This is a genomic window from Saccharococcus sp. Marseille-Q5394 (assembly GCF_946901335.1).
GTDB classification, from domain to species: domain Bacteria; phylum Bacillota; class Bacilli; order Bacillales_A; family Planococcaceae; genus Sporosarcina; species Sporosarcina luteola_C.
On sequence record NZ_CAMPPQ010000001.1, the window covers coordinates 244867 to 271203 of the forward strand.

The 26337-nt window shown below is 44.8% G+C and carries 22 protein-coding genes; all 22 read left to right on the forward strand.

All coding sequences use genetic code 11. From position 1 onward, the window contains the following. Positions 1-50: 50 nt before the first annotated feature. The 22 genes from pnp (at position 51) to recA (ending at position 26160) form a co-directional block, all read left to right on the forward strand. Complete coding sequence (gene pnp / locus OC538_RS01215; RefSeq protein ID WP_262172959.1) at positions 51-2174, forward strand: polyribonucleotide nucleotidyltransferase; 2124 nt, start codon at positions 51-53, stop codon at positions 2172-2174. Between the two features lie 85 nt (positions 2175-2259). Continuing rightward, positions 2260-3489: a M16 family metallopeptidase gene (locus tag OC538_RS01220; RefSeq protein WP_262172960.1), complete on the forward strand. Its 1230-nt coding sequence runs from the start codon at positions 2260-2262 to the stop codon at positions 3487-3489. 81 nt (positions 3490-3570) lie between these two features. Beyond that, complete coding sequence (locus OC538_RS01225) at positions 3571-3846, forward strand: YlmC/YmxH family sporulation protein (protein ID WP_251624057.1); 276 nt, start codon at positions 3571-3573, stop codon at positions 3844-3846. Then, positions 3833-4612: a hypothetical protein gene (locus OC538_RS01230; RefSeq protein ID WP_251694774.1), complete on the forward strand. Its 780-nt coding sequence runs from the start codon at positions 3833-3835 to the stop codon at positions 4610-4612. The genes OC538_RS01225 and OC538_RS01230 overlap by 14 nt, the downstream gene beginning before the upstream one ends. Before the next feature lie 12 nt (positions 4613-4624). Next, positions 4625-5209, forward strand: a complete 585-nt coding sequence (locus OC538_RS01235; protein WP_251694773.1) for a dipicolinate synthase subunit B — start codon at positions 4625-4627, stop codon at positions 5207-5209. Positions 5210-5383: 174 nt separating this feature from the next. Further along, positions 5384-6418 (forward strand): aspartate-semialdehyde dehydrogenase, encoded by a 1035-nt coding sequence (locus OC538_RS01240; RefSeq protein ID WP_251694772.1) that lies wholly within the window; start codon positions 5384-5386, stop codon positions 6416-6418. Positions 6419-6503: 85 nt separating this feature from the next. Then, a complete protein-coding gene (gene dapA / locus OC538_RS01245) occupies positions 6504-7394 on the forward strand; it encodes a 4-hydroxy-tetrahydrodipicolinate synthase (RefSeq protein ID WP_251694771.1) in 891 nt (296 codons plus the stop codon). A 245-nt stretch (positions 7395-7639) separates the two neighbouring features. Continuing rightward, positions 7640-9307, forward strand: a complete 1668-nt coding sequence (locus OC538_RS01250) for a ribonuclease J (protein WP_251694770.1) — start codon at positions 7640-7642, stop codon at positions 9305-9307. A 216-nt stretch (positions 9308-9523) separates the two neighbouring features. Beyond that, positions 9524-11881, forward strand: coding sequence for a DNA translocase FtsK (locus OC538_RS01255; protein ID WP_262172966.1), 2358 nt, complete (start codon positions 9524-9526; stop codon positions 11879-11881). 161 nt (positions 11882-12042) lie between these two features. Further along, positions 12043-12771: a GntR family transcriptional regulator gene (locus OC538_RS01260; RefSeq protein WP_251694768.1), complete on the forward strand. Its 729-nt coding sequence runs from the start codon at positions 12043-12045 to the stop codon at positions 12769-12771. Between the two features lie 169 nt (positions 12772-12940). After that, on the forward strand, positions 12941-13996 hold the full coding sequence (locus OC538_RS01265) for a BMP family protein (RefSeq protein WP_251694767.1): 1056 nt from the start codon (positions 12941-12943) through the stop codon (positions 13994-13996). A gap of 159 nt (positions 13997-14155) precedes the next feature. Beyond that, positions 14156-15694: an ABC transporter ATP-binding protein gene (locus tag OC538_RS01270; RefSeq protein WP_251694766.1), complete on the forward strand. Its 1539-nt coding sequence runs from the start codon at positions 14156-14158 to the stop codon at positions 15692-15694. Continuing rightward, complete coding sequence (locus OC538_RS01275) at positions 15687-16733, forward strand: ABC transporter permease (protein WP_251694765.1); 1047 nt, start codon at positions 15687-15689, stop codon at positions 16731-16733. The genes OC538_RS01270 and OC538_RS01275 overlap by 8 nt, the downstream gene beginning before the upstream one ends. 1 nt (position 16734) lies before the next feature. Beyond that, on the forward strand, positions 16735-17694 hold the full coding sequence (locus tag OC538_RS01280) for an ABC transporter permease (protein WP_251694764.1): 960 nt from the start codon (positions 16735-16737) through the stop codon (positions 17692-17694). 146 nt (positions 17695-17840) lie between these two features. Continuing rightward, positions 17841-19106, forward strand: a complete 1266-nt coding sequence (yfmF, locus tag OC538_RS01285; RefSeq protein WP_262172972.1) for an EF-P 5-aminopentanol modification-associated protein YfmF — start codon at positions 17841-17843, stop codon at positions 19104-19106. Between the two features lie 2 nt (positions 19107-19108). Beyond that, positions 19109-20407: an EF-P 5-aminopentanol modification-associated protein YfmH gene (gene yfmH / locus OC538_RS01290; protein ID WP_251694762.1), complete on the forward strand. Its 1299-nt coding sequence runs from the start codon at positions 19109-19111 to the stop codon at positions 20405-20407. A gap of 1 nt (position 20408) precedes the next feature. Continuing rightward, positions 20409-21137 (forward strand): elongation factor P 5-aminopentanone reductase, encoded by a 729-nt coding sequence (gene ymfI / locus OC538_RS01295; protein ID WP_251694761.1) that lies wholly within the window; start codon positions 20409-20411, stop codon positions 21135-21137. Positions 21138-21331: 194 nt separating this feature from the next. Continuing rightward, entirely contained in the window at positions 21332-22129 is a 798-nt protein-coding gene (locus OC538_RS01300; protein WP_251694760.1) for a YmfK family protein, read from the forward strand. 17 nt (positions 22130-22146) lie between these two features. Continuing rightward, positions 22147-23025, forward strand: a complete 879-nt coding sequence (locus OC538_RS01305; RefSeq protein WP_251694759.1) for a helix-turn-helix domain-containing protein — start codon at positions 22147-22149, stop codon at positions 23023-23025. Between the two features lie 55 nt (positions 23026-23080). Then, positions 23081-23659: a CDP-diacylglycerol--glycerol-3-phosphate 3-phosphatidyltransferase gene (gene pgsA / locus OC538_RS01310; protein ID WP_251694758.1), complete on the forward strand. Its 579-nt coding sequence runs from the start codon at positions 23081-23083 to the stop codon at positions 23657-23659. Between the two features lie 11 nt (positions 23660-23670). After that, positions 23671-24912 carry a competence/damage-inducible protein A gene (locus OC538_RS01315; protein WP_251694757.1) on the forward strand — a complete coding sequence of 414 codons (1242 nt, stop codon included), beginning with the start codon at positions 23671-23673 and terminating at the stop codon, positions 24910-24912. A 186-nt stretch (positions 24913-25098) separates the two neighbouring features. Then, on the forward strand, positions 25099-26160 hold the full coding sequence (gene recA, locus OC538_RS01320; protein WP_251694756.1) for a recombinase RecA: 1062 nt from the start codon (positions 25099-25101) through the stop codon (positions 26158-26160). Positions 26161-26337: the final 177 nt, after the last annotated feature.

Genomic DNA, 26337 nt, shown 5'->3' on the forward strand with positions numbered 1-26337 from the left:
ATACATACTTCGTATGCTATCCATGTTTGAAATTAGAGAGGGGTACCATAATGACAGAACAAAAAAAGGTTTATTCATTTGAATGGGCTGGGAGACCGTTAACGATTGAAACGGGCCAGCTTGCGAAACAAGCGAACGGCGCTGTGCTTATCAGATACGGAGATACAACAGTCCTATCTACAGCGACCGCTTCGAAGAAACCGAAACCGCTTGATTTCTTCCCGCTGACAGTTAACTATGAGGAAAGACTCTATGCTGTAGGGAAGATCCCTGGCGGATTCATCAAACGTGAAGGACGTCCTTCAGAGAAGGCTGTATTGACAAGTCGTCTCATTGACCGCCCGATCCGCCCATTGTTCGCGGATGGATTCCGAAATGACGTGCAAGTCATTTCACTCGTCATGTCAGTCGATCAGAATTGTTCTTCTGAAATGGCAGCTATGCTCGGATCATCACTCGCATTGTCGATTTCCGACATTCCGTTTGAAGGACCGATTGCAGGCGTACAAGTCGGCCGTATCGATGGACAATTCATCGTGAATCCGACTCCTGAACAATTGGAAGTAAGTGAACTTGACCTTGTAGTGGCTGGGACAAAAGATGCCATCAACATGGTTGAAGCAGGCGCGAAGGAAGTTGCCGAGGATATCATTCTCGAAGCAATCATGTTCGGTCATGAGCAGATCATTCAGCTGGTTGAACTCCAAGAGAAAATCATTGCTGAAGTAGGCAAGGAAAAGATGGAAATCACTTTATTCCAACTTGACGAAGATCTGTTGGCTGAAGTGAAGGCCAAGTGTGAGAACGATCTGATCAATGCGATCCAGACAGAAGAGAAGCACGCTCGTGAAGATGCGATTAATGCTGTGAAAAATGAAGTAATGGAACACTACACAAATGAAGAGTCGGACGAAGAAACGATGAAGCAAGTTAAGAATATCTTGGATCATCTTGTGAAAGAAGAAGTCCGCCGACTCATCACTGACGAAAAAGTCCGTCCTGATGGCCGTGGTTTGGATGAAATTCGTCCACTGTCCACTGAAGTAGGCATTTTGCCACGTACACACGGTTCTGGTCTGTTCACACGTGGACAAACTCAGGCGCTAAGCGTTTGTACATTAGGGGCTCTTGGTGAAGTTCAAATTATCGACGGTCTCGGACTTGAAGAGTCGAAGCGATTCATGCATCACTACAACTTCCCGAATTTCAGCGTAGGGGAAACTGGCCCGATTCGTGGACCAGGCCGTCGTGAAATCGGTCACGGCGCTTTAGGTGAACGAGCACTCGAGGCAATCATTCCCGACGAGAAGGAGTTCCCATACACGATCCGTCTTGTAGCGGAAGTATTGGAGTCAAATGGTTCATCCTCCCAAGCATCAATCTGCGCTTCTACAATGGCGATGATGGATGCGGGCATCCCGATCAAAGCTCCAGTCGCGGGAATCGCAATGGGACTTGTGAAAAAAGGGGACAACTATTCCGTCCTTTCCGATATCCAAGGAATGGAAGACCATCTCGGCGATATGGACTTCAAAGTGGCTGGAACTGAAAAAGGAATTACAGCTTTGCAAATGGATATTAAAATCGAAGGACTATCCCGTCAAATTTTAGAAGAGTCATTAGCTCAAGCGAAAATCGGACGGATGCACATCCTTGAACATATGATATCGACAATTTCTACGCCGCGTGAAGAACTATCACAATATGCTCCGAAGATCATCATGATTCGTATCAATCCTGACAAGATCCGTGATGTCATCGGACCTGGCGGGAAAGTGATCAATAAAATCATTGAGGAAACGAATGTTAAAATCGACACTGAACAAGATGGGACGATTTACATCTCTTCTCCTGATTCGAACATGAATGAGAAAGCGAAGGCGATGATTGAAAACATCGTCCGTGAAGCAAAAGTCGGAGAATACCATTTAGGAAAAGTGAAACGGATTGAGAAATTCGGTGCATTCCTAGAGATCTTCCCTGGTAAAGATGGACTTCTCCATATTTCTGAAATTCAGGAAGAGCGTACGAAGGCCGTGGAGGATGTATTGAAGATGGGCGATGAACTACTTGTAAAAGTCATCGAGATCGACAATCAAGGACGTGTGAACCTTTCCCGCAAAGTCGTTTTGAAAGAAGAGAAAGAAGCGGCTGAAAAAGGGAAGAGCGAATAACTGATTAGCATACTATAATGGAAAGCCCCTCTTTACGATGGCGTGAAGATGGAGGCTTTTTATTCTTTTAAACGGGGGTAAAAAATTGATACAAAAAGAAATCAGTCATAACGGCATTAGAATCATCCATGAAAAGATGCCTTATGTTCGCTCATTGGCAATCGGCCTATTTATAAAGGCCGGTTCCATCAATGAGACGGAAAAGGAATGGGGGCTCTCCCACTTCATCGAACATATGCTTTTCAAAGGAACGAAAACGCGCACCGCAAAAATGATAGCGGAACAATTCGACGGGATGGGCGGGGATATAAACGCTTACACGTCCAAAGAGATGACTTGCTATTATACAACGGTGCTTGATCATCATGCGGAAGAAGCCCTGACAATTTTGGCGGATATGTTTTTTAATTCGCAGTTCGACGAAGTAGACATGCAAAGGGAGAAATCCGTCATCTTGGATGAAATTGCATCAGTGGAAGATACACCCGATGATGATGTCGATGAACGCCTTTGGTCGGTCATGTATCCGAAGCATCCGATAGGAAGATCTATCGGTGGCGTAAAGGAAACGATTAAACGTTTTGATAAGGAAATGATCGAACATTATATTTCAAAGCATTACACAGCTGGTAACATCGTCATTTCAGTTGCGGGAAATTATGATGATAAATTAATCGGCTTCATCGAAAACCTGTTTAATTCATATGTAGCCCGTGAGAACATGACGGAAACGAATGCAGGATCCCATCCTGTTTTTCATAGTGGAAACTCAACAAAATATAAAGATATTGAACAGGCGCATATTAGCATCGGGTACCCCGGCTTGGCCCTTACTGATGATAGGCTCCATGATCTAATTCTGCTGGATAGCATCGTCGGTGGCACGATGTCGTCACGGATGTTCCAAAAGATTCGGGAGGAGAAGGGGCTTGCTTATTCCGTGTTCTCCTATTATTCATCCTATTTGGCAACGGGATCATTCGTCATTTACGGGGGTACCGGACCGGAACATTTAGAAGAGATGGTATCGACGATGGATCAGCTCATAGGTGAAATCGTCTCGGATGGGGTTACTGCGAAGGAATTGCATAATGCGAAAGAGCAATTGAAAGGAAGTTTCTTGCTTGGCCTTGAAAGTTCGGAATCGAGAATGCACCGGAACGGAAAGAACGAACTGATTCTAGTAGAGCATAAGTCGATTGAGGAAGTTGTCGAACAGATTGATAATGTGCAGCTGGACAATGTCAATAAGATTGCATGTGAAACGTTTGCCCGTGACCGTGCAATTTCAATCATCGCGCCCAAAAAACGGTGATAGAATCTGACTGTAGAAATGTGCAGCTTTGCCTCCCTTGAATCATATGATAAGTCAGGACAATTAGAAGGGGGCAAGGATATGCTGCTATCTGAAATGGCGCAAAAAGAGCTAATTCAAGTAGAGGAAGGAATTCGCTATGGATTTCTTGCAGATACGGATTTAATCTTCAATCGAAAAACGGGAGAGATCATCGGCTTCGAAGTGAAAAAGAAATATGGACGATTCCCATTCCGCAACAAAGAGCAGGAGACTTCGGAATTCATCCCTTGGAGTGAAATCGTATTGATAGGAGAACATCGCATCCTATTTGGAAAAACATATAGTCTGGGGGAATTTGACATTGACGATAATTGACGGAAGGTGGTTGTTCATTGGAACAGACCTCAGATTATCTGAATGCAGCCGAATAATGGGGGAGAACGGCTTTAATGTGTTCCATTATGACGGAAACGGTTATTCGGCACAGTTAGCTGGCATCCTTGATGAATTCTCGCCCGATCATATCGTTTTTCCAATTCTGCAAATGGAAGGTGCCATTCCGGTTGATAAAATTAATAAATCGGCAATCCTTTATCCGGGAGTAGCTGCTAGTGATTGGCTCGCTCCTTTTTCGGAAGCGGGCTTCACCATCCGGCCGTATTTGAAGGAAGTGGAATTCGTCTGGGAAAATGCAGTTTTGACAGCCGAGGGATTTCTGCTTGAATACTATTCTTCAGCAAAACGACGTATTTCAGGTGAACACTTCTATATCGCCGGGTTCGGCAAAGTCGGAAAAATGACTGCAGCAGTCCTTGCATCGCTTGGAGCCTCTATAACCATAGTAGCGCGTTCCCCGGAGCAGCTTGGCGAAGCGGCTGCAATCGGCTACAAAACATTGCACTTGCCGACCGGATTGGTGGATGTAGAAGGTATACTCGTAAATACGATACCTGCGAAGTGGCTGGAAGTCGAAACAGACTCCACATTGCGCATTTTTGATTTGGCATCTGCGCCCGGTTGCCTAAAGGGCAATTCCCCTGATGAATACTATACAATACACCTCGGATTGCCGGGAAAACACTTTCCAGCGGACGCAGCTAAGGCTTTGTCCGAAGCATTACTGAGGATGAATAGTAGATGAAAGGGGAAAAAAATGCTACAGGGGAAAAGAATCGGTCTTGGAATTACGGCCTCCCATTGTACGTATGACCAAATATTACCCGTCATTAGCAATTTGCAAGAAAACGGGGCGACCGTCGTTCCTGTCATTACGCATTCCGTGCTCACTGCTGCGACGCGGTTCGGTACAGGCGATGAATGGATCGCAAGAATTGAAGAAGCAACAGGCGAAAAAGTCATCTCCACAATAGTAGGAGCTGAGCCGTTCGGTCCAAGTTCCCCAGTCGATTGCATGATCATTGCGCCGATGACTGGAAATTCAATCAGCAAATTCGCTAATGCTGCTACGGATTCACCTGTATTGATGGCAGCAAAAGCCACTTTACGGAATGGCAGTCCGGTGCTGCTCGGCATTTCAACAAATGACGCATTAGGATTGAATGGGCCAAACATCATGAAGTTATTAAACATGAAGAATGTATATTTCATTCCATTCGGTCAAGATGATCCTTTTAAAAAGCCGAACTCATTAATCTCCGATTTTACATTGATGGTACCAGCCGCGGCGGCAGCCCTCGAACGCCGACAACTACAACCACTTTTAATTATTCATAAATAAAACTAAAGATACAAAGCAGAAAACTTCCTAATATGATATACTTTCTCCAATAAACACTTATAGGACGCAGGATATGGTTTTGTTGATGATTAAAACTGGAATTCAACCAGTTGCATCAATAAACAAGGAGCTGTATATATATCCGCCGGTCCGTAAAATGAAAGGGAGATTGAGATGAATAGAGAAAATTTGAATGTAGCAATCGTTGGAGCAACTGGAGCGGTTGGAACTAAAATCCTTGAAAAGCTTTTAGAACGGAATTTCCCTGCTAAGTCGATTAAATTGCTAGCTTCGAAGCGTTCGGCAGGAATGGAAATTACTGCCGGAGCTCAAACATATATTGTCGAAGAAACGGTTCCCGAATCTTTTGAGGGCGTCGACATCGCATTTTTCAGTGCAGGAGGTTCCATCTCTCAAAAGTTTGCGCACGAAGCGGTAAAACGCGGTGCGGTTGTCATTGATAATACTAGTGCATTCAGGATGGATGAAAACATTCCGCTCGTCGTTCCTGAAGTGAATCCACATACATTGAAGAGTCATTCAGGAATCATCGCGAACCCGAACTGTTCCACGATTCAAATGGTTGCAGCGCTTCAGCCGGTCAAAGAGAAATTTGGCCTCAACCGAATCATCGTATCGACGTATCAAGCGGTTTCAGGAGCGGGTGCTGAAGCGATTGATGAACTAGACCAGCAGAGTACGCAATTTGCGGACCGTGCAAACATTAAAGCAGAATTGCTTCCAAGCGCTTCTGCAGAACGCCATTATCCGATCGCGTTCAACGTCATTCCACAAATCGATGTTTTCGATGAATCGGGGTACACTTTAGAGGAACTGAAAATGATGAACGAAACGAAAAAGATATTCGGCGATCAGCAGATGGCTGTCACTGCCACATGCGTCCGGTTGCCTGTCGTCACAGGGCATTCGGAATCCGTGTATATCGAAACGGATGATGAAAATGCAACCGTTGCCGATATCCGTTCCGCAATGGAAAATGCACCGGGTGTTATCGTCCAGGATGACCCCTCTTCACAATTGTATCCGATGCCGTTATTCGCTGAAGGGAAAGATGAGATTTTCGTCGGCCGCATCCGCAAAGATCCGAAACATCCTGCCGGTTTCCATATGTGGATCGTTTCAGATAACTTGTTGAAAGGCGCGGCGCTGAATTCGGTTCAAATCGCTGAGGAATTGATTAAAAGCTGATTGAAACGGTTGGTCCACGCCATCAGCAGGCATGGGAGACCCAAGCAATTGCTTCACCATAAAGCCATGAAAAGGAATGGTCAGATTGGAACTTGGACAAATAGGCACAGCGATGGTCACTCCTTTTTCTAAGTCTGGAGCAATCGATTTTGACTTGACGGAACAGCTGATCGAGCATTTGATCGCAACGGGGACGGATTCCTTAATCGTCTGTGGTACAACGGGGGAATCACCCACGTTAAATCATCAAGAGAAATCGGAACTATTCAAATATGCAATTGAAATCGTCAGGAAAAGGATTCCCGTCATTGCAGGAACTGGAACCTTCAATACCGCGGAAACAATCAAATTGACAAAACAGGCAGATGAGCTTGGTGCAGACGGAATCATGCTAGTGACTCCCTATTACAATAAGCCGGACCAAAAAGGGATAATCACGCATTTTACCCATATTGCAAAAGAGACGGACCTGCCTATTCTTCTCTATAACATCCCCGGCAGAGCCGCGGTCAATATGGAGGCAGAAACCGTCATTGAATTATCGAAAATCAAGAATATCCGGGCTGTCAAGGAAGCGAGCGGCAGCCTCGATCAAATGTCAGATATCATATCTGGAACGGACAAAACGTTCAAAGTGTACAGCGGAGACGATGCATTGACATTGCCGTTATTATCCATAGGCGGGGACGGAGTCATTTCAGTCGCTTCCCATCTCGTGGGTGTCGAAATGCAGCAAATGATCAATGCCTTCAAAGCTGGTAATACGGCAAAGGCTGCAACGATGCACAGAACATTGCTGCCATTATTCCATGCCGTATTTTCCGCACCGAATCCCGTCCCTGTCAAATATGCCCTTAACAAGTTGGGGATTGAAACGGGTGGCGTCAGAATGCCGTTGACAGCTTTCGGAAAAGACTCCACCGCCTTCGACGAAGTATGGAATAAGTTCATAAATAACGAGCATGTTTTTCGCTAAATCAAAGCCGGTAGCATTCACCGGCTTTTTTTGTTTGTGTAGTAGGGTCATTCTCACGTATAATGAAACTTAGTCGTTGTGGACGGGTTACCATCAAACAAGAAACAACAGTTATCAATTGAAAATGGACAGTTGGAGTTACACAAGAAGTATAGGCGACGATAGCAAAATCGCCAGAATAACATACATAGACGGTTCATGATCCAACACCAGTCTTTTTCAAACAATGTATAGGAGGAAACAATGTGGCAAAAACCAAAAATGAAGTAATAAAAGTAATTCCGTTAGGAGGGGTCGGGGAAATCGGAAAAGCGATGTATGTCATCGAAATCGACGACGAACTATTCATTGTCGATGCGGGACTCATGTTCCCTGAAGGGGAAATGCTTGGAATTGACATCGTCATTCCGGACCTGACTTATATCGAGGAAAATAAAGATCGGGTTAAAGGGATCTTCTTGACGCATGGACACGAAGATGCAATCGGATCTATCGCCTATCTTCTACAAAAAGTGCAGGCTCCAGTATATGGTTCCAAACTGACACTCGCACTCGCCAAAGAGCATTTGAAAGAGATGCCGGCACCAGCAGGCGTTAAATTTTTTGAAGTGACGAATAAAAGCAGGATGAATTTCAAAAAGACCTATGTGACGTTCTTCCATACGACACATAGCATTCCAGATTCCCTTGGCATCGTCTTCCATACGAGTGAGGGCGCAATTGTCCATACGGGCGAGTTCAAATTCGATCAATCAGCAAAAGGGAAATATCGTCCCGATTTCGCAAAAATGGCAGCTCTTGGCGAAGAAGGAGTCTTCATTTTGATGTCCGATTCGAATGAAGCTGAACGTCCGGGCTATACAACATCCGAAACCGTCATTGAGGATCGGTTGTCAACTACATTCCATGGCGCGGAAGGGCGTATTCTCGTTGCGCTGTATGCATCCAATTTCATTCGAATTCAACAGGTTTTCGATAAAGCACTCGAAACAGGCAAGAAAGTCGCTGTCGTAGGCAAGAGCTTGGAAAGCTATTTCGAAGTCGGTATGCGTTTAGGGTATTTGCAAATTGACGAAGAAACGGTCATTTCCGTAAAAGATATCGGGAAGTATTCCGATGATCAAATCGTCATCATCGTAACGGGCAATCAAGGTGAACCACTCGAGGCGCTCGAAAAAATCGTCCGCAAACATCATAAGGATATTAAAATTAAAGAGACTGACACAGTCCTGATTACCTTCACACCATCTCCGAGCATGGAAGTATCCATGTATCAGATGGCGAATGAGCTGGCGAAAGCCGGGGCAAACGTCCTCACTGCTTCGAAGAATGTCCATGTGTCCGGACACGGCAGCCAGGAAGATTTGAAAATGATGTTAAATCTTATGCAACCGAAGTATTTCATTCCAATACAAGGTGAGTATAAAATGCTGATTGCACATTCAAAGCTCGCACAGCAGGTTGGATTGCAAAAGTCCCAGATCTTCATTGCGGATAAAGGGGACATCGTCGAATATAAAAACGACAAGATGAGAATGAGCGGCCGTGTACAAGCAGGGAATATCCTCATTGACGGAATTGGAGTGGGAGATGTCGGCAATATCGTCTTGCGGGACAGGAAGCTGTTGTCACAAGATGGCATTTTCACTGTCGTCATTACGTTAAGCCGGAGACAGAAAAGAATTGCTGCAGGTCCCGAAATCGTCTCCCGCGGCTTCGTCTATGTAAGAGAGTCCGAGGAACTGCTCGAAGAGTCGAGGAACCTCGTGAGGAAAATCGTGGAAAAGTATGTGAATAAAGATACGTTCGAATGGACAAACATAAAGCAAGAGATCCGTGATACATTAAGCTCCTATTTATTCCAACAGACGAAAAGAAGACCGATGATCATTCCAATCATCATGGAGTATTAATTCAAAAGCGGAGGCGACCGTTTAGTCCCGACAAGCACTGGAAATCCTGAAACATAAGGCGTACTTTGCCTTATGCTTCAGAATTGAAGCGACTCGAGGGACTGGTCGCCGGAGTCTAGACGGAGACTCCACGGCACGGACAATGACAGAACTTGAGAAAAGGATTTCCATGCCGACCGGACGGCGGGAAATCCTTTTTTCAAAAGGAGGAATGACATGTCTAAAAAAACGAAGAAAAAAAGAAAGGCGGCCGCATTAAAAAAGAAAAATGAAGGCCTCCACCCATTACTCTACGAAGTAGCCGGTTTGACGATGATCGGCTTTGCAATTATGATCATTTTTGAATTTGGCATCGTCGGGAGAGGTCTATCCTCTTTTACAAGACTGCTATTCGGGAATTGGCATGGAGCTATTCCCCTTCTGTTGATCGTACAGGCGTTGTTGTTCATGGTGAAACGGAAGACGGTCGGATGGAAAAACCGGATTGTCGGAGGAAGCTTATTCATACTGGCAAGTTTGCTATTATTCAGCCACATCTATTTGTTCAAGGGATTATATGAGAGCAAAGTGCTTATGTCGAATTCGGCTTTTAAAGAGACGTGGAAAGTACTTGTTACGAACGAAGGGATCGTGTCAAGAAGCGGAACCCTCGGTGGAGGATTGGCGGGAGCGATGCTTTTTGCGCTCTTCCATTCGTTATTCGATTCGGCTGGAGCGACAGTAGCAGGAGTACTCCTGTTATTGATAGGTATTGTTCTACTCACTGGAAAGGCACTCGTTCCATATATTGCGGAACTTTATCCGAAGTTACTCGCTTCATTAAAATCCAAAACAGAACGGAAAGAAATAAAAACACCTAAAAAAGGAAATCAAACTGCACTCTCAAGGACGGCGAAGCGTTCTAAAAGGCCGTCTGCCGTTGTGGATGAGCAGCTGGATACTGGAACCGTTGCCACTATTGAGGAACAGGAAGAAATCCAGTCGAAACCGATCATTTCCGCCTTCAATGAACGGATAGAGCCGGCATCGACCAATGATGAGCATGCAGCGGTTATCGAAAAGGAAGCAGAGGCACTGCCAGCTACTGAACCGGATAGCGGTGACGTTCCGGCTATTTCGATCATATCCGGCGAGGAGGAAAATGTTTCTTACATTCTGCCCCCGCCGTCATTACTTAAACAAACGCCTGCTAATGATCAATCTGCAGAATACGACTCCATTCACGCAAATGCGCAAAAACTAGAACGGACATTTTTAAGCTTTGGCGTGAAAGCGAAAGTAACCCAGGTTCATTTAGGGCCAGCTGTGACGAAATATGAAGTGCTTCCTGACACAGGCGTTAAGGTGAGCAGGATCGTCAGCCTGGCAGATGATATCGCGCTTGCTCTCGCGGCTAGCGATATAAGAATAGAAGCACCGATTCCTGGAAAATCGGCGGTGGGAATAGAAGTGCCAAATAAATCGGTTGCAATTGTCAGTTTACGGGAAGTGATCGATTCGAAGGAAAATAATCGACCTGATTCGAAGCTGAGCATCGTCCTCGGCAGAGATGTGACAGGCCAGGCAATGATGGCCGAATTGAACAAAATGCCGCACGTCCTCGTTGCAGGATCGACAGGAAGCGGGAAAAGCGTGTGCATCAATGGAATCATCATTAGTATCTTAATGCGCGCCAAGCCGCATGAAGTGAAGATGATGATGATCGACCCGAAAATGGTTGAATTGAATGTCTACAACGGAGTTCCGCATTTGTTGGCGCCTGTCGTGACCGATCCTCGGAAAGCCTCCCAGGCATTGAAGAAGGTCGTTTCTGAAATGGAAAGAAGGTACGAGCTATTTTCCCATACAGGCACTCGGAATATTGAAGGATATAATGAACATATCGAACAGTGGAATGAGGAAAATGAAGAAAAGCATCCACGTATGCCATATATTGTGGTCATTGTCGATGAGCTAGCCGACTTGATGATGGTCGCTTCAAGCGATGTGGAAGATTCCATTACGCGCCTCGCCCAAATGGCACGTGCTGCCGGAATACATTTGATCATCGCTACACAACGCCCAAGCGTCGATGTCATAACAGGTATCATTAAAGCGAATATCCCTTCACGAATCGCTTTTGCTGTATCTTCTGCCGTCGATTCAAGGACGATTTTGGACGGGGGTGGAGCAGAAAAACTGTTAGGACGCGGGGATATGCTGTTTCTGCCTGCAGGCGCATCCAAGCCTGTCAGAGTCCAGGGAGCTTTCGTATCAGATCAGGAAGTTGAGGCTGTCGTTGATTTTGTTATTGAGCAGCAAAAGGCGCAATACCAAGAGGAAATGATACCGACAGAGGTGGAAGAGGTCCAGCCATATGAGGAGACGGATGAACTCTATGATGATGCCGTCCAACTCGTCACGGAAATGCAGACTGCATCCGTTTCAATGCTGCAGCGCCGTTTCCGGATCGGCTATTCTAGGGCGGCAAGAATAGTTGACCAAATGGAGATGAGGGGCATCGTAGGTCCTCCGGAGGGCAGCAAGCCGAGACAAGTCCTGACATCTACCGTCGACTCGGACTATCATGCATGAAAAACATGACAAAAGATGGACAATTCAAAAGGAATTCATACAGTTTCAAGTTTTTTTGAAAAACAGATGTTTATTTTGGAGTAGTAAAATGATATAGTATGGATGATTGAGAAATGAGGTAACACATCTGAGGTCTTACCTCATCGGGAGGGGGGATATTAATGGTGGTGAAAACGGATCATAGGCATTTGTATGTTCAAGTGATCGAGCGGCTGAAAGAAGATATCGATTCCGGGGTCTTCAAGGAGAACGAGAGGTTTCCCTCCGAATTTGAACTTGCCAGAACGCTTGGCGTAAGCAGGGCGACGCTTCGGGAAGCGCTCCGTGTCCTTGAAGAAGAGAAAGTCATCGTCAGAAAACACGGTGTCGGTACTTTTGTGAATCCGCGGCCATTATTTTCATCCGGAATTGAGCAGCTGTCAAGCGTCTCTTCCATGATATGTGATGCAGGAATGGTTCCTGGCACGATTTTTATGGAGGTGCAAGAGGATCTCCCAAATGATGAAATGATTGGAAAGTTCGAATGCGATGAAAATGATAGTCTAGTTACAATTAAAAGAGTTAGGACTGCAGACGGCGAGCCAGTCGTTTATTGCATTGATCATGTACTAGCGAAAAATCTAGACGGAGGTTCGGATGTCGTACTGAACGAATCGATTTTTGATTTGATTGAGAAATCCGGCCAGATCAGGATTGCACAGGCTGTGGCGAACATCGAACCTGTCGGCTATGATGATGAAGCATCGTCCATACTTAGATGTGGAGTGGACATCCCCCTCCTTGTATTGCTTCAACATCATTATAGTGAGGAAGGCGAAATGGTCCTTTACTCCAAAAACTATTTCAGAGCTGATAAGTTCAGCTTCCATGTCGTACGAAAAAGGGTATAAGGCACATTTTTGAAGCAGTCGGGAAGCAAGCTGACAATGACGGGCAACAAGTGTAAATGCAACGACCGCCTGTCATTTTGACTGCCGACGGAGTGCTTTTCAAGTGTGCATTTAAGACGTTCACACGTCATATTTTAATACCAAAATAAAAAACAGGGAGGTCCAATCGGTGAGCAAACGTAAATACGGTCTTGCATTATCATTGGTACTAGCAGCCGGCACATTACTTGGTGCATGCGGCACAGAAAAAGAAAAAACAACTTCTAAGGGTGGAAACGAATCAGAGTTTTCACTAGCAATGGTCACGGATGTCGGCGGGATTGACGACAAATCGTTCAACCAATCCGCTTGGAAAGGTATCAAAGATTTCGGTGAGGCTAATGGTTTGAGTGAAGGAGACGGCGGATACGCATACCTTCAATCAAAAGGTGAAGCAGATTACACGTCCAACTTGAATGCGCTTACCCGCCGTGACTTCGATCTTGTTTTCGGTGTCGGATTCATGATGGAAGAAGCTATCAATACAATTGCTGGACAACAAGCTGATACAAACTTTGGAATCATCGATGGTGTTGTTGATCAGCCGAACGTGGCAAGCATTCTGTTCAAAGAACAAGAAGGTGCATTCCTTGCTGGTGTTGCTGCTGCATTGATGACAAAATCGGATAAAATCGGTTTCGTCGGCGGTATGGAAATTCCTGTTATTGAGCGCTTTGAAGCTGGATTTGTTGCGGGCGTTGCAGCAGTAAAACCGGATATCAAAGTAGATGTGAAATATACTGGAGCATTTGACAAAGCTGAGCTTGGGAAAGCGGAAGCTGGCCGTATGTATTCATCTGGCGTAGATATTATCTTCCACGCAGCTGGTGGTACAGGAAACGGTGTCTTCACGGAAGCGAAAGAGCGTAAAGCTGCTGACAAAGATGCTTACGTATGGGTAATCGGTGTTGACTCCGATCAATATGACGAAGGTCAAGTCGGCGATGACAATATTACGTTAACTTCAATGCTTAAACGCGTTGATGTAGCGGTTCAAGACATTGCGAAGCTTGCCCAGGAAGGCAAATTCCCAGGCGGTGAAACGAAAGTATACGGTCTTGAAGATGACGGTGTTACATTGGCGGATTCCCGAGGTGCGATTCCTCAAGATGTAATGGATAAAGTGGAAGATTTCAAGAAGAAAATTGCTTCTGGTGAAATTGAAGTACCTGAGTTCGTTGAATAATTAAAAATGCGACAAAGGCCGGATCATTCCGGCCTTTGTTGTGACAAAAGCACGGAGGAAAATGACAGACTAAAAGGTTTTTACACAAAAGAACCTTTTATTGTGTTCATTTTAATAGCCAAATATAAAGAGAAACTATTATACGAGGAAGTGAAACCATTGGAATATGTCATTGAGATGTTGAACATTACAAAGCAATTCGGTAATTTCCGGGCGAATGACAACATCACCCTGCAATTGGGGAAAGGGGAGATCCATGCGCTTCTAGGTGAAAATGGAGCAGGGAAAACCACTTTGATGAATGTGTTGTTCGGGCTGTATCAACCCGAAGAGGGAGAAATACGCGTCAATGGGGAAAAGGTCAATATTACAAGTCCGAATGTTGCAAACGACCTTGGAATTGGAATGGTTCATCAACATTTCATGCTTGTCGAGAATTTGACGGTTACTGAAAATATCATTTTAGGCAATGAACCGAAAAAGATGGGTATCGTCGATAGTAAAGGCGCAGCAAAGAAAGTTGCGGAGATTTCCAAAACGTACGGATTGAATGTCGATCCCTACGCAAAAATTGAAGATATTTCGGTCGGAATGCAACAACGAGTGGAAATTCTGAAAACATTATATCGTGGTGCAAATATACTAATCTTTGATGAACCGACGGCTTCTTTAACTCCTCAGGAAATACAGGAATTAATTGGAATTATGAAGAAACTAATTACTGAAGGTAAGTCAATTATCCTGATCACCCATAAACTTCAAGAGATCATGGATGTATCCGACCGGGTTACTGTAATCCGTAAAGGGCAGGGGATAGGTACGGTTGTCACATCTGAAACGAATCCTGAAGAACTTGCAACGTTAATGGTAGGAAGGCAAGTTACATTCAAGACGGAAAAAGGTCCTGCAAATCCGCAGGAAGATGTATTGAACATTGAAAATCTTGTTGTCTTGGATTATAGAGGGATCGAAAAAGTTAAAGGGTTGAATCTATCAGTCCGAAAAGGCGAGATTGTCGGCCTGGCCGGAATCGATGGAAATGGACAGTCTGAATTAATTGAAGCGATTGCCGGCCTGCGGAAAGTGAAGAGTGGAAAGATCACCATCAATTCCAAAGATATTACCTCTTTGAAAACGAGAAAAATAACGGAATCGGGTTTAGGCCATATCCCGCAAGATCGTCATAAACATGGGCTTGTACTTGACTTTTCTGTCGGCTACAATGCTGCATTACAGGAATATTACCACCCACCCTATTCAAAAAATGGCCTCATGCATTATGACGTAGTGTCAGAAAAGGCAAAGAAAATCATTGAGGAGTATGACGTAAGAACACAAGGTGAACACGAGCTTGCCCGGGCGTTGTCGGGAGGGAATCAGCAGAAGCTGATTATCGGACGTGAAGTTTCACGTGACCCTGACTTGCTTATTGCGGCATTGCCGACAAGAGGTTTAGATGTCGGGGCAATTGAATTTATCCATAAAAGGTTAATTGAACAGCGTGATAAAGGGAAGGCGGTTTTCCTCATTTCCTTTGAGCTTGATGAAGTCATGAACGTATCTGACCGGATTGCAGTCATCCATGATGGCCAAATCGTCGATACGGTCATCCCTTCGGAAACGACCGAAAAGGAGCTAGGTCTATTAATGGCTGGGCATTCAAAGGAAGCGAAAGTAGGTGCGGATCGAGATGTCTAATAGAGTGATCAAAATTTTAGTACCGGCCATTTCGATCATCCTAGGTTTACTCGTAGGAGCAGTCGTCATGCTATTCAGCGGCTACGACCCTGTGGCCGGATATATAGCATTATGGAATGGTATTTTCGGAGATAGCTATGCTATCGGTGAAACAATCCGGCAGATCAGTCCGTATATCCTTGCGGGGCTGGCAGTCGCATTCGCTTTCCGAACAGGGCTTTTTAACATTGGTGTCGAAGGGCAGCTTATGGTCGGATGGTTTGCCTCCGCATATGTCGGTGCTGCGTTTGAATTGCCGATGTACATTCATTTGCCTTTCGCCCTATTGGCTGCTGCCTTGGCGGGCGCGCTATGGGGCTTGGTGCCCGGCATATTGAAAGCGACATTACGTGTCCATGAAGTAATTGTCACAATCATGATGAACTATGTTGCACTTCATGTCGTGAACGCATTAATCAAAACAGTATCCGGCGGAAGCTACAAGACGGATAAAATACAACCGACGGCTTCTTTGCGCTCGGAATTCCTTTCTAACTTGACCGATTACTCTACTCTCCATTTTGGAATTTTCGTGGCACTTGCCATGGTAATCGTCATGTGGTTTATTCTTGAGAAGACAAAAACCGGTTTCGAATTGAAGTCGGTAGGATTTAACCAGAACGCATCCCATTATTCCGGGATGAACGTAAATAAAAACATCATTTTGTCCATGGTCATCTCAGGTGCTTTTGCAGGACTTGGAGGCGCCATGGAAGGCCTAGGCACTTTTGGAAGCATGACGAACCAAGGCGGGTTCACTGGAATCGGGTTTGACGGGATCGCCGTAGCTTTACTCGGTGCCAACTCCCCACTCGGCGTCATCTTCGGTGCATCATTGTTCGGTTCATTGAAATACGGAGCGAATAATATGCCGAATGCGGCTAGCATTCCACTAGAAATCGTTTCAATCGTCATTGCACTTATCATCTTCTTCGTTGCGTGCGGATATATTATCCGGGTAGCGCTCGAACGATTGAATAAGAAAAAGGAGGCGAAATGACATGAGCTTTTTGGAAGTGCTATATTTTATCGTGCCGACTTCGATCGCTTATGCCGCCCCTCTCATTCTCACTGCCATCGGAGGCGTGTTCTCTGAACGATCCGGTGTGGTCAATATTGGACTTGAAGGCCTTATGGTCATGGGCGCGTTCATAGGGATTGTCTTTAATTTGGCTTATGCAGACGTCTTCGGTTCATGGACGCCATGGATTGCTTTGTTGGTTGCTATGCTAGTTTCAGCCATCTTTTCAATTTTGCACGCCATTGCATCTGTCTCATTCCGAGCGGACCAAGTCGTTTCCGGTGTGGCCATTAATATGCTCGGTATAGCGATCGCCTTGTTTTCTGTGAAAATGATGTTCGGAAAAGGGCAGACAGATTTCATCCAGAAAAAAATTCCGCGTATCAATATACCGATACTGCAGGATATCCCTGTCATCGGACCGATGTTTTTTAAATCGGTATACGGCACTTCGGTATTGGCGATAGTCGTTGCTGTAATTGCCTGGTTCGTTATCTATAAGACTCCATTCGGACTCCGTCTTCGTTCAGTAGGAGAGCATCCGATGGCAGCAGACACGATGGGCATCAATGTTACGAAAATCCGTTATACAGCTGTTATTTTATCAGGTGGGTTAGCTGGTATAGGTGGTGCAATCTACTCTCAAACAATGACTGGAGACTTCGGTCATGCGACGATCAACGGCCAAGGATTTATGGCATTGGCAGCGATGATTTTCGGTAAGTGGCATCCGATCGGTGCGATGGGCGCAGCATTATTCTTTGGGTTTGCCCAAGCGCTTGCAATCAGTGCGGGTTCGATTGATCTTATTAAGAATATCCCGACGGTCTACTTCCATATCTTGCCGTATGTTCTGACGATTCTTGCCCTTGCAGGGTTTATCGGAAAAGCAAATGCTCCAAAAGCGAATGGTATTCCTTACATCAAAGGCAGCCGATAAACGACTAACTACCGCTTGGTTCCGAATTTATTGGATACCAGGCGGTTTTCCGTTTTGGAAAAATGCGTTTATTTTGCTATACAGATATGATGAAATGTATATTGTAGAAGGGTATTCGTATAATAAAGAAAAAACGAGGTGTTCATATGTTTACAAAAGTCGAGCTTCAAAAGGGAGTCAATTTATATATCCGCAGGACGGAGCAATTTAAAACGATAACGATGTCCATCAAATGGCTCTCAGAACTTAATGAGAAGCAGGCAGCATTCCGTGCGGTCCTATCAAATGTACTCCAAGATTCGAACGCTGATTATCCAAAACAGAGCGATTTACGGAAAGCATTGGATGAATTATATGGTACCGTATTCTACATGGATGCAGGTAAGCGCGGCAGATCACATATCGTCTCATTGAATATGGAATGCGTAAACGACGAATACCTATCGACATCCGGTGCCTTCGATGAAGCGTTAAAAATGATGTATTCAGTCATCTTTAATCCGAATTTAAAGAATGGAACATTCGATGAGTCCGTCGTTAACAGGGAAAAACGGACTGTGATAGAAAGAATAAGATCTATATATGACGATAAAGGAAGGTATGCGCATAAACGCATGCTTGAACTGATGCGTCCGAACGATCCCGCTTCAATGTCTGCAAGTGGGACGGAAAAAGACGTTGAAAGCATCACAAATGCGTCACTCCTGGATACATACAAGAGAATGTTGGATGAAGATGAAATAGACATTTATGTCGTTGGGAATGTCAATGTGGATGAGCTGGCTGAGAAAATAAAAACAATGTTCGGTTTCCCGGCAAGAGAAACTACGAGGAAACAATATGAACAGCCTGACACGAAAAATACAGAGGCCCGCCAAGTATTTGAAAGACAGGACATGAAGCAAGGTAAGCTGCAAGTCGGATACAGCACCCCTGTTTCCTTCTTCCATCCAGAATACCCTAAAATGCAAGTGACCAATGGTGTACTGGGCGGGTTTGCTCATAGCAAATTGTTCATGAATGTGCGGGAAAAAGAAAGTATGGCATACACTGTAAACAGTGCGTACGCGGCATATTACGGCATTGTATATGTCATGGCGGGAATTGACGCTGACCTTGAGGAGAAAGCCGTGAAGTTGATCGGTGAGCAGATTGACGCTCTACAAAACGGTAACATATCCGATTTGGAGCTTGACCAGACTATCGCCTTATTGACGAACAGTATCCGCAGTGCATTTGATTCTGCAAGAGGCCAAATCGAATTGTACGATCAATACAAACAATTGGATGAGGATTTCACAGCCGATAAATGGATCGCTAAATGGGAGGCGGTCTCAATCGAAGATGTTCAACAGATGGCATCTCAGATCCACTTGGAACTCATCTACTTGTTATCGGGAAGAGAGGCGTAATGATGGATAAAATCACTTTTGACAACTTACAGGAAACCCTATTCCACGAAAGGCTCGACAATGGCCTGCACGTATATATTTTGCCTAAACGCGGATTTTCGAAGACATATGTGACGTTTACTACGAAGTATGGTTCGATCGACAGCACGTTCATTCCGAGGGGCAAGGAGGAATATGTTACCGTGCCTGACGGGATTGCCCACTTCTTGGAACATAAAATGTTTGACAAGAAGGAAGAGGACGTATTCCAGAAGTTCGGCGTCCTTGGAGCTTCCGCGAATGCATTCACTTCATTCACGCGCACATCTTACTTGTTCTCCACAACCGAAAATTTATATGAAAACACGAAAGTGTTGCTCGATTTCGTCCAGGAACCTTATTTCACAAAAGAAAAAGTGGAGAAAGAAAAAGGCATTATCGCACAAGAGATTACGATGTATGATGACAATCCTGATTGGCGTAATTATTTTGGGACGATCCAAAGCTTATACAAAGAATATCCGGTCAACATTGATATTGCAGGAACTGTCGATACGATCCAAGAGATAACTGCAGAGCATCTTTACGAATGTTATGAGACATTTTATCATCCATCGAATATGACTGTGTTCGTCATAGGCGCTGTAGATCCAGATGAAATGATAAATTTTATTCGGGAAGACCAAAACAGCAAGGAATTTTCGGAACCCGAAGAAATAAAACGCAAATATCCGGAAGAGCCAAAAGAAGCGAACAGGAAGAAAACAGTGCTTGAAATGGATGTTCTCAGACCGAAATTCAATTACGGTATGAAGTGCAATCATACAATTTTGAACGGGGATGAAATGCTTCGCCAGGATTTGTCGGTTAATCTTCTCCTAGATATTTTGTTTGGCAGAACTTCCGAATTCTACACAAAAGCGTATAATGATCATTTAATCGATGAAACATACCACTATGATTTCGTGTTCGAGAAAGGTTTCGGATTCGCAATGGTTGAATCGGATACGGATAAACCGGAAGAGTTAGAAGCGGCCGTCCGTAGTACGTTGAAATCATTGACTGAAAAATGGACGATTACTGATGATGATCTAAATCGTGCAAGAAAACGGAGAATCGGTCAATTTATGCGTTCGTTGAACTCCATTGAATTCATTTCCAATCAGTTCACCCAATACAATTTCAATGATATGAATTTATTCGATGTTGTGCCGACACTTGAAAATATTGAAATTGAGCATTTAAAGGACGCATTCGCTACTATTTCCAATGAAGATAGTCATACCGTCATGACTATCATTCCCGGTTCAAAAGAAGACTGAAATGACTAAACGTGCAGTAATTCTAGGTTCATCCGGAGGAATTGGGGAGGCGGTAAGCCGCAAACTTGCCGCCGACGGGTGGTCCTTGTATCTTCATTACAACCGAAACGAAGAGCTGGCGCTTGACTTGCAGAGGAGATTGACAGAAAAACATCCTGAAGGAGACTTCCGCATTGTCCATTCGGATTTTTCGAAGGAGGATGGCGCCCGAAGGCTTGCAGAACAAATCGGACAAGTCCAAGCGATTGTCGTCGCTCTCGGACAGTCGATGTTGAAATTATTGACCGACACGAATAGCGATGATATGGATGCTTTATGGCTTGTGCATATGCGGAATCCTGCATTGTTCATAAGCCTCACATCCCCTCAGTTGCGTAGCAACCCAGTTTCATACGTCCTATTCATTGGATCAATTTGGGGGAATACGGGTGCAGCAGGGGAAGTGATGTATTCCGCCGTGAAGGGAGCACAGCATGCATTCGTCAAAGCGTATGCAAAAGAGGCAGCTTATACGGGAACTCGCGTGAATGCCATTGCGCCCGGTTGGATAGAAACTGAAATGAATGCCGAATTATCATTCAATGATAAACAGCTCGTCATGGATCAAATTCCTCTGCAGTCAACCGGCCAACCCGAGCAAGTGGCTGATCTTACAAGTTTCCTTCTTAGCGGCAGAGCGGATTATATGACTGGGGAAATTGTAAAGCTGAATGGCGGATGGTACATCTAAACTTAAAAACCAGACGCGATTCCACCGAGACGGGGGAGACAATTATCCTCTTTTTCGTTTTTCCTTTTCTTCAGCTCTCGAATCCGCTATTATAGAACTAAGTTGCGTCTTGTGCGTCCTACTAGTTGAAGCGCTCTTGAGGGGCAGTATAATCAAAATCGCTATGGTGAATATGGTTCGAAAGGGTGTGTCGAATGGGTGAATGGTATGTCGAATATGAGATACAGGTGAATCGGCCAGGCTTGCTCGGAGACATTGCTTCCCTATTAGGGATGCTGCGCGTCAACATCGTAACGATTAACGGTGTGGACGGCGGACATCGCGGCATGCTAGTCCGGACTGAAAATGATGATCAGATCAAGCGTTTCGAATTGATTGCATCGACGATGGAAACCATTCAGGTGAAAAAGATCCGTGAACCGAAATTACGCGATATCCTGGCAGTGAGGCATGGACGTTATATTCAACGGGATGTCGACGACCGGAAGACCTTCAGATTTATTCGAAGCGAATTGGGTGTCCTAGTAGATTTCATGGCTGAATTGTTTAAGCAGGAAGGCCATAAATTGATCGGTATCCGGGGTATGCCTAGGGTCGGGAAGACGGAATCTGTCGTAGCTGCAAGCGTGTGTGCGAATAAGAAATGGATTTTCCTTTCTTCCACGATGATCAAACAAACCGTACGGAACACTTTGGCGGGAGATGAGTTTTCGAAGGATAATATATTTATCCTCGATGGCATTGTCACGCGTAAATCCGGCGATGAAAGGCATATGCAGCTTGTCCGTGAAATGATGAGCATGCCTACCATCAAAGTGGTCGAGCACCCGGACATGTTCGTTCAGCATTCTGAATACGACATGGAAGATTTTGATTATATAATTGAATTACGGACAGACCCCGACCAGGAAATTACATATGAAATGATGGAGAAAAACCATATGATGTCCGATGTCGGACCGATGGGTGGGTTTGGTACGTTCAACTTTTAAACAGGCAGGTGATAAAATTGACCGGATTAGGTGATCGTCTTAAAGAGGCGAGAACAGCTAAAGGATATTCACTGGATGATTTGCAATCAATAACTAAAATTCAAAAACGGTACCTTTCCGGTATTGAAAATGAAGATTACAGCATGATGCCCGGCGCTTTCTATGTACGTGCGTTCATTAAACAGTATTCGGAAGCTGTCGGTTTGGATTCAGATGAAATGTTATCTTTATATAAAGAATCGGCCATGCATGAAAAACTCGAAGAAGAGAATGCACAGCTTACTCCTCCTATGACAAGAAGCCGCGGACTAGGCAACAGCCGACTGAATGAGATGATCCCGAAAATCATAGCGGCATTATTCATTATCGTCATCATTGTCGTCATTTGGACATTCTTTTTCTTCCAGAAGGGCGCATCCAATAAGACCGGACTCGATGTTGAGCCGGAGCAAGGGGTAACGATGGATAGCAATCAGCCGCCGTCAGGCAATACGAATACAGACGGCGGTGCGTCCGGTGACGAATCCGACAAGGAAGAGACGACTGAGACCGATCCAGAACCTGAGGATGTAGTGAAGGAACAGGCTCTCACGTATGTAGGCACAAGTGGGGAAGATTCTACGTATACATTGACGGATGCTGATGAATTCAAGCTGAAAATCGATACATTTGGAGATACTTGGATAGGTGTGCAGAACGAGAACAAAGAAGAACTCACACCGCAGGCAAGGGTTATGAAAAACGGCGAAACAATTGAGTTGGATGTTTCGGATGTTGAATTTGTACGTATTCGTGTTGCGGTAACTTCATTTGCGGATATCTATGTAAATGGGGAAAAGCTGGAGTACGTATCTGATAAGTCGACGCAAAACATTTTTATAGAATATGAGAAATGAAAAATAGTCATCTACAAAGATGACTTTTTTCATTACAGAAGGATAGGTGAGACTATTGAATTTACCAAACAAAATTACAGTTTCCCGAATAGTGCTGATTCCGATATTTATTATTTTCATGGTTGTCGATTTTGGATTAGGATCATTTGCAATCGGAGGCACCATTCTCTCTGTTGAACAACTGATCGGTGCGTTGTTGTTCATCATCGCAGCAGCAACGGACTGGTTTGATGGTCATTTGGCGAGAAAGCATAATCTTGTCACCAACATGGGGAAATTCCTTGATCCGCTAGCAGATAAACTTCTCGTTTCAGCTGCTCTCATTATTTTAGTGGAATTGGGATCTGCCGCTTCATGGATCGTCATCATTATCATCAGCAGGGAGTTCGCCGTTACCGGATTGAGGCTTATCCTTGCGGGTGGCGGTGAAGTCGTGGCTGCAAACCAATTGGGGAAAATCAAAACAGCGACTCAATTGGTTGCCATCGCTTCGTTATTGCTTAATAACATTTTCTTTGAAGCAATCAACTTTCCGTTCGGTTCGATCATGCTTTATATTGCCCTGTTCTTTACAATTTGGTCAGGCGCTGATTATTTTTACAAAAACCGGCGGGTCTTACTTGACTCCATGTAAGGAGATGCGGAATGAAAGCGGAAATCATTGCAGTAGGATCTGAGCTTCTATTAGGCCAAATTACAAATACGAATGCAGCCTTCATCTCTTCGCGTCTTGCAGAAGCCGGCATCGATGTGTACTACCATACTGTCGTCGGGGACAATCCCAAAAGGTTAGAGGAAGCGATAATGATTGCGCAAAACCGTGTCGATCTTATCGTCTTTTCAGGAGGGCTAGGCCCGACAAAGGATGATTTGACGAAAGAAACGATTGCCAAGATGCTTGGGGCCGACCTTGAAATCGATCAGTCAGCATTATCATCCATTGAAGCGTATTTCAATCGGACAGGCAGGACAATGACTGAAAATAACAAGAAACAAGCACTCGTGCTCTCCGGTTCAACTGTTTTAATAAATAATCACGGGATGGCACCCGGAATGGCTATCGAAAAGAATGGTAGAAGTTATATTTTAGTACCTGGACCGCCTCATGAGATGGAACCGATGTTTGAAAAAGAAGCGATTCCCTATTTACTCGGGACTTTAGGGAAACGTGAAGTCATCGTCTCCCGCGTATTGAAATTTTACGGAATCGGCGAAGCAGAGCTTGAGCATCGGATCCAATCCATTTTGGAGAAGCAGACAAATCCGACAGTCGCCCCTTTGGCATCACCCGATTCAGTCATTTTGCGGTTAACTGCAAAAGCTGAATCGATTGAGGCGGCGAAAAACTTGATAGCGCCTGTGGAAGCAGAAATCCGATCATTGGTCGGTCAATTCATCTACGGCACAGACGATGATACGTTGTCATCGAAAGCGGCTGAATTATTAATAAGAAGCCAGTTGACAATCGCCGCTGCTGAAAGCTTGACTGCAGGTCTCTTTATGGCGGAATTGGCTGATGTACCAGGCATCAGTTCCTCCCTAAAAGGCGGGGTGGTCGTCTATGATGAGGAAGCGAAGAAGGTCCAGCTGGATATTCCTGCTTCCTTGCTGGATGAGTTCGGCGTTGTCAGTCCTGAATGTGCAGCGGCACTAGCGCGGAATGTTAAACGGAAATTCGGTTCGGACATCGGCATCGGATTGACGGGTGCGGCTGGACCGGATCCGCATGATGGAAAACCGATGGGGACCGTTTGGATCGGGATTGCTTTGCAGGATGGAAAAGTGGAAACATATAAACTGAACCTTTCAGGATCCAGAAATGCCAACCGGAAACGTGCAGCCAGATTCGCTCTCTATTATCTCATTCAAGAAATGAAGAATGGATAATCCGGAATTTGATTTTTGCCCCCTATTCTCATTTAAAATCAAATTTTAAGCCTCATTCTCATTTAAAAATTGATTTTGATAAAATAAATCGAATAAGCGTTCGTTTTTTGTTTGAGTATTTCTCATAAAAGGAGTATAGTAGAGACAGGAAGAAAAGAATAACGCCTTTTAAGGGAGGAATCGTTTTTGAGCGATCGTAAAGCAGCTTTGGACCAAGCTTTGAAACAAATTGAAAAACAATTCGGGAAAGGTTCCGTCATGAAATTGGGGGAAAAGACCGATCGGGAGATTTCAACGTCTTCAACCGGATCGCTTGCTCTGGATGCAGCACTTGGGGTTGGCGGCTATCCAAGAGGACGCGTCATTGAAATCTATGGACCAGAGAGCTCCGGTAAGACAACTGTTGCATTGCATGCAATTGCGGAAGTACAAGCTTCAGGCGGACAAGCAGCGTTTATCGATGCTGAGCATGCATTGGATCCGGTTTATGCACAAAAGCTTGGCGTGAATATTGACGAATTGCTATTATCGCAACCAGATACAGGCGAACAAGCGCTTGAAATTGCAGAAGCACTCGTTCGAAGCGGTGCAATCGATATCGTCGTTATTGACTCCGTTGCAGCATTGGTGCCAAAAGCGGAAATCGAAGGGGAAATGGGCGACTCTCACGTCGGCTTGCAAGCCCGTCTCATGTCCCAAGCTCTTCGTAAACTGTCCGGCGCTATCAATAAATCGAAGACTATTGCAGTATTCATCAACCAAATCCGTGAAAAAGTAGGCGTCATGTTCGGGAACCCTGAAGTGACACCTGGCGGCCGTGCATTGAAATTCTATTCATCGGTCCGTTTGGAAGTACGTCGCGGTGAAGCTATTAAACAAGGAAACGACATCATGGGTAACAAAACACGTATCCGTGTCGTGAAAAACAAAGTAGCACCTCCGTTCCGTACTGCAGAAGTAGATATCATGTATGGGGAAGGGATTTCCAGAGAAGGGGAAATCGTCGACCTTGGTGCCGAGCTTGAAATTGTACAAAAGAGCGGCGCATGGTATTCCTATGAAGGAGAGCGCCTTGGCCAAGGACGTGAAAATGCGAAGACATTCCTGAAGGAAAACCCGGATATCCGTTCGGAAATCGCAAACAAAATCCGAGCTTCTTATGGGATGGCTGCCGCCAACTACGTTATTGCAGCGCATAGCGAGGACGAAGAAGAACTAGATCTATTACTTCTAGAAGAAGAGAAATAATTGATTACCTGCGGACTGCCTTCAATGGGCGGTCCGTTTTGTATTTAAAGTTTTAAAAGCTATTCGGTTTGAAGAAGCGTCCGCTCGACTCCTGCGGGAAAGCTTCGGAAAACATAGTCTCAAGCTTTACAATCCTTGACATGTCAAAATTTCATAGATACAATTAGAATTGTATAA

What these genes read in the sequence shown, in the direction of transcription:
- pnp (WP_262172959.1), top strand. Translation starts at nt 51, where the DNA reads ATGACAGAACAAAAAAAGGTTTATTCATTTGAATGGGCTGGGAGACCG.
- OC538_RS01225 (WP_251624057.1), top strand. Translation starts at nt 3,571, where the DNA reads ATGCTGCTATCTGAAATGGCGCAAAAAGAGCTAATTCAAGTAGAGGAA.
- OC538_RS01235 (WP_251694773.1), top strand. Translation starts at nt 4,625, where the DNA reads ATGCTACAGGGGAAAAGAATCGGTCTTGGAATTACGGCCTCCCATTGT.
- OC538_RS01240 (WP_251694772.1), top strand. Translation starts at nt 5,384, where the DNA reads ATGAATAGAGAAAATTTGAATGTAGCAATCGTTGGAGCAACTGGAGCG.
- OC538_RS01255 (WP_262172966.1), top strand. Translation starts at nt 9,524, where the DNA reads ATGTCTAAAAAAACGAAGAAAAAAAGAAAGGCGGCCGCATTAAAAAAG.
- OC538_RS01260 (WP_251694768.1), top strand. Translation starts at nt 12,043, where the DNA reads ATGGTGGTGAAAACGGATCATAGGCATTTGTATGTTCAAGTGATCGAG.
- OC538_RS01275 (WP_251694765.1), top strand. Translation starts at nt 15,687, where the DNA reads ATGTCTAATAGAGTGATCAAAATTTTAGTACCGGCCATTTCGATCATC.
- OC538_RS01280 (WP_251694764.1), top strand. Translation starts at nt 16,735, where the DNA reads ATGAGCTTTTTGGAAGTGCTATATTTTATCGTGCCGACTTCGATCGCT.
- yfmF (WP_262172972.1), top strand. Translation starts at nt 17,841, where the DNA reads ATGTTTACAAAAGTCGAGCTTCAAAAGGGAGTCAATTTATATATCCGC.
- yfmH (WP_251694762.1), top strand. Translation starts at nt 19,109, where the DNA reads ATGGATAAAATCACTTTTGACAACTTACAGGAAACCCTATTCCACGAA.
- ymfI (WP_251694761.1), top strand. Translation starts at nt 20,409, where the DNA reads ATGACTAAACGTGCAGTAATTCTAGGTTCATCCGGAGGAATTGGGGAG.
- OC538_RS01300 (WP_251694760.1), top strand. Translation starts at nt 21,332, where the DNA reads ATGGGTGAATGGTATGTCGAATATGAGATACAGGTGAATCGGCCAGGC.
- OC538_RS01315 (WP_251694757.1), top strand. Translation starts at nt 23,671, where the DNA reads ATGAAAGCGGAAATCATTGCAGTAGGATCTGAGCTTCTATTAGGCCAA.